The organism is Azospirillum sp. FG154 (assembly GCF_057809575.1).
In genome coordinates, this window is the sequence record NZ_JBMDKF010000018.1 from 70727 (window position 1) to 85048 (window position 14322).

Sequence of the window (14322 nt, forward strand, 5' to 3'; positions counted from 1 at the left end):
CGCCACGCGTCGCGTCACTTGGTGTCTGACAAGCGGTCGATCCGGCGCAGGGCTGGGAAGCGCCACGCCCAGACGACGGCCAGACCGACCGCGCCGACGCCGCCCGCGACCACCGCCGTCACCGCGCCGAAGGCCGCAGCCGCCGCGCCGGATTCAAACTCGCCCAACTGGTTCGACGCGCCGATGAACAGCGACGCCACCGCGCCGACCCGCCCGCGCATGTCGTCGGGGGTGGACAGTTGGATCAGGGTTTGGCGCACGAACATGCTGACTTGATCGGTCGCCCCCACCGCCAGCAGGGCGATGAAGGACAGGACCGGGTCGGCGGACAGGCCGAACAGGATGGTCGCCACGCCGAACCCGGCCACCGCGATCAACATCCAACGCCCGGCGTGGCGCCGCACGCCCCAGCGGGTGATCGCCACCGCCATGACCAGCGCCCCCAGCGCGGGCGCGCTGCGCAGCAGCCCCAGCCCCCAGGGGCCGACATGCAGGATGTCGCGGGCGTAGATCGGCAACAGCGCCGTCGCCCCGCCCAGCAGCACCGCGAACAGGTCGAGCGAGATGGCGCCAAGGATTTCCGGGCGGCTGCGGATGAAGGCCGCCCCGGCCAGCAGCGTGGACCAGCTCATCGACCGGCGCACCATGGTGACGGGGCGCGGGCGGGTCGCCAGAATCAACAGAACCGCGACCAGCAGCATCGCCGCGCTGACGCCATAGACCACCGCTGGCCCCGCGATGTAGAGCAACCCGCCCAGCGCCGGGCCGGAGATTTGCGCGACCTGGACGCCCGACGATTGCCAGGCGACGGCGTTGGGCAGATCCTCCAACGGCACCATGGCTGAGAGCAGGGCTTGGTTGGCCGGTCCCTCGAACGCCTTGGCCACGCCGATCAAGGCCACGGTGGCGAAGATCGCCGTCGGCGACAGGGCGCCCGCCAGCGTCGCCGCGAACAGCCCGGCCACCGCCACGCATTCGGTGGTCAACGCGCCGAACAGGATGCGTTTGCGGTCATGGCTGTCCACCACATGCCCGGCGAACAGGGCCAAGGCCAGCGACGGCAGGAACTGGAACAGCCCGACCAGCCCCAGATCCAGCGGGTCGCTGGTCATGTCGTAGATTTGCCAGCCGACCGCGACCACCTGCATTTGGATCGCCAGCATCGAGCAGACGCGCGCGGTCCAGAACAGGGCGAAGGCCCGGTGACGGAAGGCCGAGCGAAAGGCGCTCCCGGACTGGGAAACAGCGGTCATGAAATCGGTTCCACCAAGGTTGCCAGCCCCAAGCCGCCGCCAATGCCCAGCGTGGCCAAGCCGCGCCGGGGCCGCGTCGGGCCGGTTGGGGTGAGGATTTCGGAAAACAGCCGGGTCATCAAAATGGCCCCCGACGCGCCATAGGGGTGGCCGAGCGCCAGCGCGCCGCCGCCGACGCACACGCGCGCCTCGTCCACGCCCAGCGCGTCGAGGCTGGCGAGAACCTGCGCGGCGAAGGCCTCGTTGAACTCGACCAAATCAATGTCGGCGACGCTCAGGCCCGGATGGCGGGCCAACAGCTTTTTCACCGCCGGGATCGGCCCGGTTCCCAGCAGCTTGGGATCGACGCCCGCCGCCTGGGAATCGACGACCCACAGGCCGCGCGTCAGGTTCAGCGCGCGGAATTTTCGTTCCGAAACGACAACGACCACCGCCGCGCCGTCGTTTACCGGGCAGGCGTTGCCCGCCGTGACGCTGCCGCCCTCGCGGAAGACCGGGGGCAGGCTGGCCAGCTTGGCGAGGCTGCTGTCGGCGCGCGGGCAGTCGTCGCGGTCGATGATCCGCCCGTCGGGCAGGATCATCGGGACGATTTCGCGGGCGAAACGACCGGACTCCTGCGCGACGACCGCCTTGCGGTGGCTGTTCAGGGCGTAGAAATCCTGGCGCTCCCGGCTGATTCCATAGGCGGCGGCGACGTTTTCGGCGGCTTCGCCCATCGACGGATCGCCAATGCAATCGGGTGCGAAACGAGCGCGGTCATAAAAGACCGGGCTGCGGTAGAGGCTGGTCGGTTTGGCGACGCGCCAGGGTGCGGTGCTGACGCTCTCCACCCCGCCCGCCAGAAAGACGTCCCCGGCCCCCGCCTGGATCAGCCGGGCGGCGAGGTTGATCGCCTCCAACCCTGACCCGCATTGGCGGTCCACCGTCACCCCCGGCACGGAGACCGGCAGCCCGGCGGCCAGCGCCGACAGCCGGGCGACGTTGCCGCCGGGACCGACGGCGTTGCCCAACAGCACGTCGTCAACCTCCGCCCCATCCAGCCCGGCGTCCGCCAGGACGGCGCGGATCACCGGGGCGGCCAACGCCTCGACCGGCAACTCCCGCAGGCTGCCGCCGACGCGCCCGACCGGGCTGCGCCGCGCGGCGACGATGATGGCGCGGTCGCTCATGCGATCTCCTCCAAGCCGCCCGCGCGGGCGCGGTCGCGCACGTCGGCGCGGGCGATCTTGCCGCTGCCGGTCAGCGGCGTGTCGGTCGCCGCGAAGACGCGCCGGGGGGCCTTGTAGCCTTCCAGCCGTTCGTGACACCAGGCGCGCAGATCGGCGGACGACGCGCGGTCGGTTCCGCGCCACCACAGCACGGCGGACACCGCGTCGCCCCAATAGGGATCGGGCAGGCCGAAGACCACGGCCTCGGCCACCGCCGGATGGGCGCGAAGGGCGGCTTCGACCTCCGCCGGGTAGACGTTCAGGCCGCCGGAAATCAGCATGTCGCCCGCCCGCCCGATCAGCCGCAGCCAACCCTGCCCGTCGAGCCAACCATAATCGCCGACCGTTCCCCAACCGTTTTGCGCGCGAAAGCCCGATCCGTCCGATCCGCCGATGTAGCCGTCGCTGAGCATGGCGCTCCGCACCCACACCGTGCCGGGCTGGCCCGTGGGAACCGGCTGGCCGTCGTCGTCGCGCAAGGACAGCTCCACCCCGTGGAAGGGGCGGCCGACGCTGTCGGGTGGCGCGCCTTCACGGGAATCGCGCAGGCTGACGAAGCTCAGCTCCGACGCGCCGTAATATTCCAGAACCACCACGCCGGGGCAGCGGGCGAGCAGCCGTTCATGCGCGGCGGGGGCGAGCTTGGCCCCGGAGCAGACGACGCGGCGCAGGGCCGGAAAGCGCAGGCTCTGCCGCTCCGCCGCGTCGAGGATGCCGACCAGCATGGTGGGAACGACGACCAACGTCGTGATCGCCGCGCCCGGATCGGCCAGCCGCCGCGCGGCGTCGGCGGCGTCGAATTTCGGTTGGACATGGACGGCGGCCCCCACCGACAGCCCTTCGACCGCGCCATACAGGCCAAGCCCATGGACCAGCGGCCCCGGCACCAGAACGGCGTCGTCGGCGCCGATGCCGAACTCCGCCCGGCTGGCGTCGAGCGTCGCCAGCCAAGAGCCTTGGTTGCGGATGAAGGCCTTGGGCCGCCCGGTGGTGCCGGAGGTGAAACCAATGAGAAAGGGCGTGGCCGGATCGACCGACGGCAAGCTCCAACCGCCGGGCTGCGCGTCCAACCACGCGGCGACGCTGGCGTCGTCCAGCAGCAGATCCGGTTGCAGGGTGGCGAGCGCGCTGGCGCTTTGCTCGGCGCTCCATTTCGGATCGAGCAGGGCGACGACGCCCCCCGCCGCGACGATTCCGAAAAACAGCGCCAGCAGTTCCGCCCGGTTGCCCAGCCGCAGGGCGACGCGCGGCGGCGCGCCCTTGGCGTGTTTGCCCTTGGCGTGTTTGAGGGCGGTGTGTTTGAGGGCGGCGACGCCCGCCCCCGCCCGCGCCACGGCGTCGAACAGCGCGCCATAGCTCAGCGGCGCGCCGTCAAAGGTCAAGGCGGGGCGATCCGGGGCGCGCGTGGCCGCCTCGGCGAAGGGGTGGGCGAGGCTCATCGGCTCAGGCGTGGGCGGTCGGCAGCACGCCCGCGCGGCGCACGGCGGCGGCGGCGAAGGCGGCGACGCCCGCCTTGATGAGATCGCCCGGAATGAAGGCCATGACGGCCAGCGCCGCCTTTTCCAACGGCATGCCCGCGACCACGGACAGCCAGGGAATCCCACCGGCGTAGACGGCCAGGATGCCGCCGACGGCGCAGACGGCGAACAGCCGGATCGGGTTGGCCCCGGTGGCGAAGCGTTCGGCCAGCAGGCCGGTGACGAAGGCCCCGACCGGGAAGGCCAGGACGAAGCCGCCCGACGGTCCCAGCAGAGCGCCGACTCCGCCGCGTCCACCGGCCAACAGCGGCAGCCCGGCGGCGACCAGCAGCACGAACAGCAGCAGCGCCAGGCCGCCGCGCTTGGCCCCCAGCAGCGCGCCCGCCAGCATCACGCCCAGCGACTGCGCGGTGATCGGCACGGGCAGAAAGCCCAGCGGAATGGGGGGAGCCATGCCAAGACCGGCCACCAGGGCGGCGAACAGGGCGCTGAGGACAAGATCGCGGGTGCTCAACATGGGTCGGGCGAGTCCTTATGTGTGGCGACCGTCGTCGGTCGGGTCATACCCCCGCGCGTCCAACGCGGCGGTGAGATCATCGGCCAAGCGGAGAATCTTGACCAGCAGCGGAACGAACAGGGCGGCTATGTTCCGTTCGACGCCCCGCGCCTGTTGCGCCATCCGCACCTCGCGCACCTGTTCGGCCAAAAGCGGGATGAAACGGATGGTCAGGGCCAGCATCAGGGCCATTTTCGCCGGGTTGACGCCCAGCGGGCGCAGGGCCGAAAACAACCGCTCGAACAGATCGACCATGTCGGCGACCTTGGTGGTCAGCGTCATCAGCGTCGCCAGCAGGATCAGCGCGGCGAAGCGGGCGACGGCGGCCAGCGTCTCCGCCCAGCCGGTTCCGGCCAACAGCGCTTGGCAGCCGAACAGCAGCGTCAGCATGACCACCGGCGCGCGCAGCTCGCGCAGCGCCCGACCAACCGGCAGCTTCGCGGCGACCAGCAGCCCCAGACCCAGCAGCCCGGCGGCCAGCGCGCCCAGCGCGCCGGGCAGGGCCAGCACGGCCAGCGTCGCCGCCAGCAGCCCGCCCATCTTCACCCCGGCCCCCAACCGGTGAATGACGGAATCCCGGTGCAGATACAGGCCCAGCATCAGCCCAGCCGCGCGACATAGGCGGGAACGGCGACCGCCGGAACGTCGTCGATCACGATTCGCCCCTCCTCCAGCACCAGCGCCCGGTCGAAATCCATCACCATGTCCAGATCATGGGTGACGACGACGGCCTTTTGCGGCAATTCGCGGATCACCTGGATCACCGTGCGGCGGTTGCGCAGATCCAGCAGGGTGGTCGGTTCGTCAAACACGACGTGGGCCGGTTCCAGCACCAGAACCCCGGCGATGGCCAGCAACTGCTTTTCCCCGCCGCTCATCTGGTGGGCGGGCTGGTGGCGGTAACGGGTCAGATTGTAACGGTCGAGCACCGCCGTCACCCGCCGGGCGATCTCGTCCTTCGGAACCTTGCGGGCCTTCAGGCCGAAACCGACATCCTCCTCGACGGTCGGGTAGACGATCTGGACGTCGGGGTTTTGAAAGACGAAGCCGACGCGCTGGCGCACCGCCCGCCCGTCGGTTCGCGTGTCCAACCCATCGACCGTCACCACGCCGGAGGAGGGCAGGATCAACCCGTTCAGCATTCGGGCCAGCGTGCTTTTGCCCGACCCGTTGCCGCCGAGAATGGCGACGCGCCGCTCGCGGATCGACACGGACAGATCGCGCAAAACGGCGCGGTCGTCGTAGGCGTGGGTGACGGCGCGAAGCTCGATCATGGGGCCAGGTCGGTTTGGTTGCGATTTGGTTGCAGCGGCGAGCACCCTCTTAACCGCTTTGCCCTCACCCCGCCAGCACGACCTTGCCCCGACGTCCGGGCTGTTCGGCGAGTCGCATGGCGTCGGCGACGTCGGCGAACGGGACGGGCGGGGCGGCGGTCAGGGTCAACGCGCCGCCGCCCACCCGCGCCATCAGGGCGGCGAAGGCGGCTCGCCACTCTTCCGGCGAGCAGCGGTCCACCCAGCGCTTCAGCCAGAAACTCAAAACACGGACGCCGCGTTCGGCGGCGGCGGGCAGGTCTGGCGACAGCAGGGAACCCGACAGCAGGCCGTACGACGCCAGCGTGCCGCCCGGCGCGATCAGCCCGGCCAACGCCGCCCCCTCCGACCCGCCGATGGCGTCGAGCGCGGCGGCGGCCCCGCGCCCATCGGTCAAGGCGGCGACGGTCGCGGCCAGATCGTCGCGCCCGCTGTTCACCACGGCGGCGGCTCCCAAGCTCAACAACTCGTCCCGGTGATCCTCGCGGCGGACCACGGCGACCATGCGCAGCCCCAGCGCGCGGGCGGTTTGCGCGGCGATGCGCCCGCAGGCCGATCCGGCGGCGTTGACGATCACCACGTTCCCCGCCCGCAATGGAATGTCGAGAGTCAGCAGCCGGTCGATGGTCAGCGGGTTGATGTAGCATTGCGTCGCCACCGCGTCGGGGATGGCGTCCGGCACGGGAACCGCCCATTGGGCGGGGCTGACCACCAGTTCGGCCCAGGTTCCTGACCCGCGCAGGGGCAGCACGCGCCGCCCGATCCAGTCGGCGGACAGGCCCGCGCCCACGGCGACCACCCGCCCGACCGCCTCGAACCCCGGAATGAAGGGCAGGGCGGTCGCCCGCGCGTAGGCGCCGCGCACGGTCAGCAGATCCGACGGGTTGACGCTGGCCGCCGCCGTGCGGACCAGCAACTCGCCGGGGGCCGGAACCGGGTCCGGTTGGTGGCGGCAGCGCAGAACCGTCGCCGGGTCGCCGAATTGGTCGCAGAAAATCGCCCGCAAGACGCCGTTCCCCACCGATGAGGCCCCGATTGCCGGAGGCCCTAGGAAGGGGTCTTCATGCCGACATCAGGCGCGGCTGTCGAGCGCCGTCTTACCGTTTCCTCAGCGTTCGATGACCAGATCGCTGACCGGGCGACTGCAACAGAGCAGGATGAGCCCCTGGTCGATCTCCCGCTGGCGGATGCCGCCGCCATGACTCATCGCCACTTGACCGGACAGCAAACGGCTTTTGCAGGTGCCGCACAGCCCGCGCGAGCAGGAAGACGGCAGGCGCAGCCCAGCGGCGGCGGCGGCGGTCAGGATGGGGGTGTCGGGGCCGCAGGTGATCGTTCGCCCGCTTTTGGTGAATTCGACCGTGAAGCCGCTGGCCGTCGCCGGTTCCGCCTCGGCTGGGGCTGGGGGCGCGTTGCCGGGCAGATCCTCGAAGCTGAAGCTTTCCTCGTGATAGCGGGACGGATCGACCCCGGCCTCCAACGCCATGGCGCGCGCAGCGGCCATGAAGGGGGCCGGACCGCAGACATAGAGGTCGCGTTCCAGCAAATCGGGAGCGATCAGCCGCAGCATCGGCAGGGACAGCCGCCCGGTGTAGCCCGGCCATGGACCGTCCGTCCCGGTCGCCTCGCACAGATGGGCCAGCCGGACGCCGGTTCCGCCGCGCGCCAGCACGTCCAACTCGGCGCGAAAGATGATGTCGGCGGGGGTGCGGGCGGCGTGGACGAACAGAACGTCGCGCTCCAGCGCCAGATCGTCGAGCGTGCGGGCCATCGACATCAAGGGCGTGATCCCGCTGCCCGCCGACAGGAACAGCAGCTTGGTCAACGGACGCCCCGCCGGGGTGAAATCGCCCATTGGGCCGGTCGCCCGCAACTCCCGCCCTGGAACCATGTGGTCGTGCAGCCAGTTCGACGCCGGGCCGCCCGGCACCCGCTTCACCGTGATGGCGATGCGGTGCGGGCGCGCCGCCGAGGAGGCGATCGTGTAGCAACGGTTGACCGTCGCGCCGTCGATGGGCAAGTCCAGCGTGATGAACTGCCCCGGCGTGAAGCGGAAGCGGCAGGGGCTGCGTCCGGAAAAGACGAAGGTTTTGACGTCGTGGGTTTCCTGCCGCACCGCCCGGCACACCAGCCGGTCGTCGCGGTCGGGATCCCACAGCGGCGGCTCAGCCGCCGCCGACAGTTCGGCGTCCCAATCGGACGGCCCGCTCATGCCGCGACCTCAACCGCCGCCGCGCCGCCTTCATGGGCCGACAGGCGGTCGATGTACCATGCGCAGAATTTCTCCACCAACCCCTCGGTGTGGGGGGAATAGGGGCCGGGTTCATAGGCTGGGCTGGCGGCGCCAGCCTGGGCGATGGCGACCAGATCGCCGTCCTGCCGGTTGGTGGCGTTCCACACCTCCGTCAGGGTTTTCAGGTCGTAATCCACGCCCTCCACCGCGTCCTTGTGGACCAGCCAGCGCGTGCGCAGCAACGTGCGGTCGGGCGACAGCGGCAGGACCGAGAAGGTGACGATGTGGTCGCTCATGAAATGGTGCCAGGAGTTCGGTTGCGTCCAGAAGGACAGGCCGCCGAGGCTGCGTTCGCTCAAATTCCCCAAAATCTTGCGGCTGGCGACGCGGGTGTCTTTCGTTTGGGATTCGCCGCTGCCGTCAATTGGCAGCCGCTGGGTGCGGAAGCCGGTGACGTCGGTCAGCCGGTCGATCTCGCGGGATGGCAGGCCCATGCCTTCCCAGCGCTGGCAGGATTCGGCCAGCAGCGCGTCGTACCGTTCCGCATGGACGCGCCGGTTGTCGTCCAGACTGTCGGGGGAGAACCCGAAACCATACTCAAACAGCGGCACCGTCAGTTCCGGGTGATTGCCGACGCAATGGTAACATTCGCGGTTGTTCTCCATCGTCAGCTTCCAGTTGCCCAGCTCGATCAGGTCTTCGGAATAAGCGACCTTGCAGTTGCGCAGATCATGCGGGGCGACGTACGGCTCGATGGCGGCGGCCAGCGCGTCGATGTCGGTCGGCGCGTCCTTGGCCAGACAGACGAACAGCAGCCCGCCGACGCTGCGGACATGGACCGGCTTCAGCCCGTGACAGGAGGTGTCGAACTCCCGCCCCATATGCTCGGCGAACAGCAGGCGACCGTCCAGGCCGTAGGTCCATTGGTGGTAGGGGCAGACCAGATTGCCGACGGTGGACGCGCCTTCCGGCGTCAGCCGGGCGCCGCGATGGCGGCAGACGTTGTGAAAGGCCCGCACCTGCATGTCGTCATCGCGCAGGATGATGACCGACGCCCGCCCGATGTCCACCGTCACGCAATCGCCCGGCTCCGGGATTTCCGGTTCGATGGCCACATAGATCCAATGGCGACCGAAGATCGCCGTCATGTCCAGATCGAAGATGGCCTGGCTGGTGTAGAACGGCGCTTCCAGCGAACAGCCCGGCTTGCGGCGCGCAATCAGAGCATCGACGGAGACGGATTCGGGCATGGACGGCTCCCCTGGTTCAAGGCATCGGCGCGTTCAGTCTTCCATCGGCGGCGGTGGTCGGGATGCTCAAATGCGACAGCTTCTTCGTCAGGACCGACAGCGAGAGGCGTCTCCGCTCCCGGTCTGGGGTGCGACACAGTGTCATCACGCGACAAGGTTACGCGGGTATCCCGCAGCGTCGCAATCGCCTATAGTGGCCGCCTCCACAATGGACGGCCCTGTCGTCGTCCGTTCATCGACCGAAAGCGTTCGTGCTGGTGTCTCCGTTCCGCCGCCTTGCCCTGGGATGTCGCCGCGTCGGCCTGATGGCTGGCGTGCTGGCGTTCCTGTGCCAAGTGTTGGCGTGGAGCGTGGCGATGCCCGCCGTCTCGTTGGCGGCGGACAGCATCACCATCTGTTCGGTCGATGGGGTCAAAACGATCAAGATCGGCCCCGACGGGCAGGCGACGCCCGACGATGAGGAAAAGGTCGGCGCGTCCGGCCATTGCCCGCTGTGTCCGCTGGTCGGCGGGGCGGGCTTGCCGCCGCTTCCGCCCTTGGTCGTGCCGAACGAGCGCGTCGCCGCCCATGACGCGCGCGCCCTGCCCGGCGACGTGATCGCGGCGGGGTGGTTCCTCTCCAGTCTCCAAGCGCGCGGCCCGCCGCCGATCGGCTGACCGAGTTCGGCTGACCGGAGCGCTTTTTCGCGCGCGGCCCCATTGCGCCCATCCATTCCGCTCAACAGTGTCGTTGCGCGGTTGGCGTTGATTGGGCAACCCCCGCGTCGCGTTTTGAAAGCCCCGGCATCTCCAGCGGTCGCTGCGGCCCGTCCGAGCACACCAAGCCTCCTCCGTGCCGGGGATCCGTTTCGCTGCGGATTCAATACAAACGGAAAGGATGCGTGGCCGTTTTCCGCCCGCCGGTTTCTCTCCTGATGATTCCTATGATCCGTCATGCCCGGAGTTCGTCATGAGCGCGCGCCGTCATCGCACCATCGCCCGACCGCTTTCGGGCGCAGGGACGTGTTTCATCATGCCAAATCCTGATCGCAACGACGATCCGGGCGCCGCCTTGCGGCCGCCGCCCGGATGGGCGCCGCTGTGCCGTCTTCTGCCCGGCTTCGCCGCCGGGGCCTTTGGCGGCGGGCTGTTCGTGGCGCTGCTGCTGACCCTTGACGTCGGGGGTTTGCGCACGCTGCTGCACAGCGCCGACCGCCCGCCGCATTGGAGCCTGTTCCTGTCCATTCCGTTGCTGTTCGGCCTGCTGGGCATGGTGATCGCGCCATCCCTGTCGCCGCCCGCGAAGCCAACGGAGATGGACCGATGACGGACCACCCGCTTGCCCGCGCCATCACCCTCACCCTGGCTGTCAAGCTGTGCGTGGTGGTGGCGATGCGGCTTTTCCTGTTCGACGGCGCGCACCGCCCGGTCATCGACGAGTCCGCGATGGACGCCCGCTTGATCGCCCCGGAGCCGCGCCGTTTTTGAGGATTCCCATTCGCCATGTTCGATTTTGACCCTGCGAGCCTGTCGCGCCTGCAATTCGGCATGACCGCGCTCTATCACTTTCTGTTCGTGCCCCTGACGCTGGGGCTGTCCTTCCTGCTGGCCATCATGGAAAGCGTTTACGTGATGACCGGGCGCGCCATCTGGCGCGACATGACCAAATTCTGGGGCAAGCTGTTCGGCATCAACTTCGCCATGGGGGTGGCCACCGGCATCACCATGGAGTTCCAGTTCGGCACGAACTGGGCCTATTACAGCCATTATGTCGGCGACATCTTCGGCGCGCCGCTGGCCATCGAAGGGTTGATGGCCTTCTTTCTGGAATCGAGCTTCGTCGGTCTGTTCTTCTTCGGCTGGAACCGGCTGTCGAAGACCGGCCATCTGGCGGTGACGTGGCTGGTCGCCATCGGGTCCAACCTGTCGGCCCTGTGGATTTTGATCGCCAACGGCTGGATGCAGAATCCGGTCGGCGCGGTCTTCAACCCCGACACCATGCGGATGGAGCTGACCTCTTTCTGGGAGCTGATGTTCAACCCGGTGGCGCAGTCGAAATTCGTCCACACGGTCAGCGCCGGTTACGTCACCGGATCGGTCTTTGTGCTGTCGGTCAGCGCCTATTATCTGCTGAAGGGGCGGCACCTCGCCTTCGCCAAGCGCTCGATGATCGTCGCTTCGGCCTTCGGGTTGGCGTCGGCCCTGTCGGTGGTGGTGTTGGGCGATGAGAGCGGCTATTCGGTGTCCGAACACCAGAAAATGAAGCTCGCCGCCATCGAAGCGATGTGGGAGACGGAGGCCGCCCCCGCCGGTTTCACCCTGTTCGCCATCCCCGACGTCCAAAACCGAACCAACCACGCCGAGGTGAAAGTGCCCTGGGCGCTGGGCTTGATCGCCACCCGTTCCACCGACACGGTCCTTCCCGGCATCGACGATCTGGTGGTGAAGGCGCAAGCGCGCATCCGCAATGGGTTGATCGCTTATGACGCGCTGGAGCGGCTGCGCGCCAACCGCGCCGATCCGCAGGCTCGCGCCATCCTGGCGGCGCACGCCGACGATCTGGGCCACGCCCTGCTGTTGAAACGCTACGTCGCCGATCCGCGCAAGGCCGACGACGCGACCATCGCCAAGGCGGCGCGCGACACCGTGCCGGGGGTGGGGCCGCTGTTCTGGGGCTTCCGCGTCATGGTGGCGCTGGGCTTTTTCTTCATTGGCTTGTTCGTCTGGGCCTTCGCCCTGTCCTGTCGCCGGGATTTCAACCACCCGCTGTTCCTGAAAATCTGCTTGTGGTCCATGCCGCTGCCCTGGCTCGCCGCCGAACTGGGTTGGTTCGTCGCCGAATATGGTCGGCAACCCTGGTCCATCGACGGGGTGTTGCCGACCTTCCTCGCGGCCTCCTCGGTGTCGGTCGGGCAGGTGCTGTTCACCTTGACCGGCTTCGTCCTGTTCTATTCGTCGCTGGCCGTCGTCGATGTCGTGCTGATGCGCAAATACGTCCGCATGGGTCCGGCGGAGGCGTTGCGCCCCAGCCACGGCGCCGTCGCCGCCGCCATGCCTGCCGAGTGAGGAAACCACCATGCACACGCTGATCGATTACGAGATCCTCCGCCTGATCTGGTGGTTGTTTCTGGGCGTCCTGCTGATTGGCTTCGCCATCATGGACGGCTTTGATTTGGGGGTGGCGGCGTTGCTGCCCTTTGTGGCGCGCACCGATGTGGAGCGGCGCGTCGCCATCAACAGCATCGGCCCGGTGTGGGAGGGCAACCAGGTTTGGTTGATCCTGGGCGCGGGCGCGATCTTCGCCGCCTGGCCCGCCATCTACGCGGCGGCCTTTTCCGGCTTCTACATCGCGCTGTTCCTGGTGCTGGCGACGCTGATCCTGCGCCCGGTGGGGTTCGAGTTCCGCAACAAGCTCGCCGATCCGCGTTGGCGGGCCTTTTGGGATTGGGCGCTGTTTGCGGGCGGATTGGTTCCATCGCTGGTGTTCGGCGTCGCCTTCGGCAATCTGTTGCAGGGCGTTCCCTTCCGCATCGACGGCGATTTGCGGGTCGTCTATGAGGGCGGCGGCCTGTTCGAGCTGTTGAACCCGTTTGGTCTGCTGGCCGGGTTGCTGTCGTTGGCGATGCTGACCACCCATGGCGCGGTGTATTTGGCGTTGAAGACGGAAGGGCGGGTGCGCGACCGTGCCCGGGGCTTCATCCGCCTCGGCGCGCCAGCGACGGTGGCGCTGTTCGCGCTGGCCGGTGTGTGGGTCGCCTATGGTGTGCAGGGCTACGCCTTGACCACGGCGGCGGTGATGGACGGCCCGTCCAACCCGCTGTTCAAGGAGGCGGCGCGCCAGCCCGGCGCGTGGCTGGCCAATTACGCGGCTTATCCCTGGATGGTCGCGGCCCCGGCGTTGGGTCTGCTCGCGCCGTTGGCGGCGTGGCGGCTGTCGGCGCGCGAACGTCCGGGAATCGCCTTCATCGCCAGCGGCCTGGGGATCGCCGGGGTGATCGGCACGGCGGGGGTCAGCATGTTCCCCTTCCTGATGCCGTCCAACATCGCGCCATCGGCCAGCCTGACGGTGTGGGACGCCTCGTCCAGCCAGAACACGCTGTTCGTGATGCTGGCGGCGACCTTGATCTTCCTGCCCATCGTGCTGGCCTACACCGGCTTCGTCTTCCGCACCCTGCGCGGAACGATCAGCCCGGCGGACGTCGAGCGCCAGACCAACAGCCTGTACTGAGGAGGCTTTCCCCATGTGGTATTTCGCCTGGATTCTCGGCGTCGGCTTCGCCTGCGCCTGCGGCGTTTTGAACGCCGTCTGGCATGAGCATCATTTGCCCGCCAGCGACACGGTGGATTGATCCTTTGCTTGGCGCGTGGCGGGGCGACGTGTCCCGCCGCGCGTCTGTTTTGAACACAAGACGGAGACGGCGCGATGCGCGCGAAGACATGGATGTGGGGCGTTGGCGCGGCCTTGGCGCTGGCTCTGACGGCGGGCGCGGTGTGGTCGCAGATCGGCGCCGCCAAACACACGGCGGACAATGGCAAGGCGCTGCTGGCGACGCTGGGCGGCCCCTTTGCGCTGACCGACCAGCGCGGGCGCGCCGTGACCGACCGCGATTTCCACGGGCGGGTGGTGGTTCTGTTCTTCGGCTACACCTTCTGCCCGGACATCTGCCCGACCGATTTGCAGATTGTGGCGGAGGCGCTGGACAGACTCGGCCCGCGCGCCGACGGGGTGCAACCGCTGTTCGTCACCATCGACCCGCAGCGCGACAGCCCGGCGCAACTGGCGGAGTTCACCGCGCTGTTCAGCCCGCGCATTCTGGGCCTGACCGGAACCCCCGAGCAAATCGCCGACGCCGCCAAGCGCTACCGCGTCTATTACGCAAAAGCCAAGGGCGGCGACGGCGACGCCTACACCATGGATCATTCCGCCTTCTTCTACCTGCTCGACCGTCAAGGCAAACTGGCGGAGGTGCTGCCCCACGCCGCCCCGGCGGATCGGTTGGCGGCGGCGCTCACCAATCTGCTCGACCAGAAACCCGGCCCGCAATCCTGACGC

16 protein-coding genes are annotated in these 14322 nt (G+C 68.7%); 7 read left to right on the plus strand and 9 right to left on the minus strand.

Annotation, left to right across the window (positions count from 1 at the left end):
• Positions 1 to 14 precede the first annotated feature (14 nt).
• The 9 genes from ACODS4_RS19535 to ACODS4_RS19575 form a co-directional block, all read right to left on the minus strand.
• Entirely contained in the window at positions 15 to 1253 is a 1239-nt protein-coding gene (locus ACODS4_RS19535) for an MFS transporter (RefSeq protein ID WP_488866595.1), read from the minus strand.
• Positions 1250 to 2422 (minus strand): thiolase family protein, encoded by a 1173-nt coding sequence (locus tag ACODS4_RS19540; protein WP_488866597.1) that lies wholly within the window; start codon positions 2420 to 2422, stop codon positions 1250 to 1252. Before ACODS4_RS19540 ends, ACODS4_RS19535 begins: the two co-directional genes overlap by 4 nt.
• Positions 2419 to 3900, minus strand: coding sequence for a class I adenylate-forming enzyme family protein (locus ACODS4_RS19545; RefSeq protein WP_488866599.1), 1482 nt, complete (start codon positions 3898 to 3900; stop codon positions 2419 to 2421). The genes ACODS4_RS19540 and ACODS4_RS19545 overlap by 4 nt, the downstream gene beginning before the upstream one ends.
• 4 nt (positions 3901 to 3904) lie before the next feature.
• Positions 3905 to 4456: a biotin transporter BioY gene (locus ACODS4_RS19550; protein WP_488866601.1), complete on the minus strand. Its 552-nt coding sequence runs from the start codon at positions 4454 to 4456 to the stop codon at positions 3905 to 3907.
• Between the two features lie 15 nt (positions 4457 to 4471).
• Positions 4472 to 5095, minus strand: a complete 624-nt coding sequence (locus tag ACODS4_RS19555) for an energy-coupling factor transporter transmembrane component T family protein (RefSeq protein WP_488866603.1) — start codon at positions 5093 to 5095, stop codon at positions 4472 to 4474.
• Positions 5095 to 5769: an energy-coupling factor ABC transporter ATP-binding protein gene (locus ACODS4_RS19560; protein WP_488866605.1), complete on the minus strand. Its 675-nt coding sequence runs from the start codon at positions 5767 to 5769 to the stop codon at positions 5095 to 5097. The genes ACODS4_RS19555 and ACODS4_RS19560 overlap by 1 nt, the downstream gene beginning before the upstream one ends.
• A 64-nt stretch (positions 5770 to 5833) precedes the next feature.
• Complete coding sequence (locus ACODS4_RS19565; RefSeq protein WP_488866607.1) at positions 5834 to 6814, minus strand: zinc-dependent alcohol dehydrogenase family protein; 981 nt, start codon at positions 6812 to 6814, stop codon at positions 5834 to 5836.
• 102 nt (positions 6815 to 6916) lie between these two features.
• The gene (locus ACODS4_RS19570; protein WP_488866609.1) at positions 6917 to 8020 is read right to left on the minus strand and encodes an FAD-binding oxidoreductase; all 1104 of its coding nucleotides are present in this window, start codon (positions 8018 to 8020) and stop codon (positions 6917 to 6919) included.
• Positions 8017 to 9291 carry an aromatic ring-hydroxylating oxygenase subunit alpha gene (locus ACODS4_RS19575; protein WP_488866611.1) on the minus strand — a complete coding sequence of 425 codons (1275 nt, stop codon included), beginning with the start codon at positions 9289 to 9291 and terminating at the stop codon, positions 8017 to 8019. The genes ACODS4_RS19570 and ACODS4_RS19575 overlap by 4 nt, the downstream gene beginning before the upstream one ends.
• Before the next feature lie 251 nt (positions 9292 to 9542).
• Here ACODS4_RS19575 and ACODS4_RS19580 point away from each other — a divergent pair, with 251 nt between their 5' ends.
• The 7 genes from ACODS4_RS19580 to ACODS4_RS19610 all read left to right on the plus strand — a co-directional run bounded on the left by ACODS4_RS19580 (position 9543) and on the right by ACODS4_RS19610 (position 14319).
• Entirely contained in the window at positions 9543 to 9947 is a 405-nt protein-coding gene (locus ACODS4_RS19580) for a DUF2946 family protein (RefSeq protein ID WP_488866613.1), read from the plus strand.
• 355 nt (positions 9948 to 10302) lie between these two features.
• Complete coding sequence (locus ACODS4_RS19585; protein WP_488866615.1) at positions 10303 to 10596, plus strand: hypothetical protein; 294 nt, start codon at positions 10303 to 10305, stop codon at positions 10594 to 10596.
• A complete protein-coding gene (locus ACODS4_RS19590) occupies positions 10593 to 10757 on the plus strand; it encodes a hypothetical protein (protein WP_488866617.1) in 165 nt (54 codons plus the stop codon). Before ACODS4_RS19585 ends, ACODS4_RS19590 begins: the two co-directional genes overlap by 4 nt.
• A 15-nt stretch (positions 10758 to 10772) precedes the next feature.
• Positions 10773 to 12335 (plus strand): cytochrome ubiquinol oxidase subunit I, encoded by a 1563-nt coding sequence (locus tag ACODS4_RS19595; RefSeq protein ID WP_488866619.1) that lies wholly within the window; start codon positions 10773 to 10775, stop codon positions 12333 to 12335.
• A 10-nt stretch (positions 12336 to 12345) separates the two neighbouring features.
• Entirely contained in the window at positions 12346 to 13497 is a 1152-nt protein-coding gene (cydB, locus tag ACODS4_RS19600; protein ID WP_488866621.1) for a cytochrome d ubiquinol oxidase subunit II, read from the plus strand.
• Between the two features lie 13 nt (positions 13498 to 13510).
• Positions 13511 to 13618 (plus strand): cytochrome bd-I oxidase subunit CydX, encoded by a 108-nt coding sequence (gene cydX, locus ACODS4_RS19605; RefSeq protein ID WP_488866623.1) that lies wholly within the window; start codon positions 13511 to 13513, stop codon positions 13616 to 13618.
• A gap of 74 nt (positions 13619 to 13692) precedes the next feature.
• Positions 13693 to 14319 carry an SCO family protein gene (locus tag ACODS4_RS19610; protein ID WP_488866625.1) on the plus strand — a complete coding sequence of 209 codons (627 nt, stop codon included), beginning with the start codon at positions 13693 to 13695 and terminating at the stop codon, positions 14317 to 14319.
• The last annotated feature ends 3 nt before the right edge of the window (positions 14320 to 14322 follow it).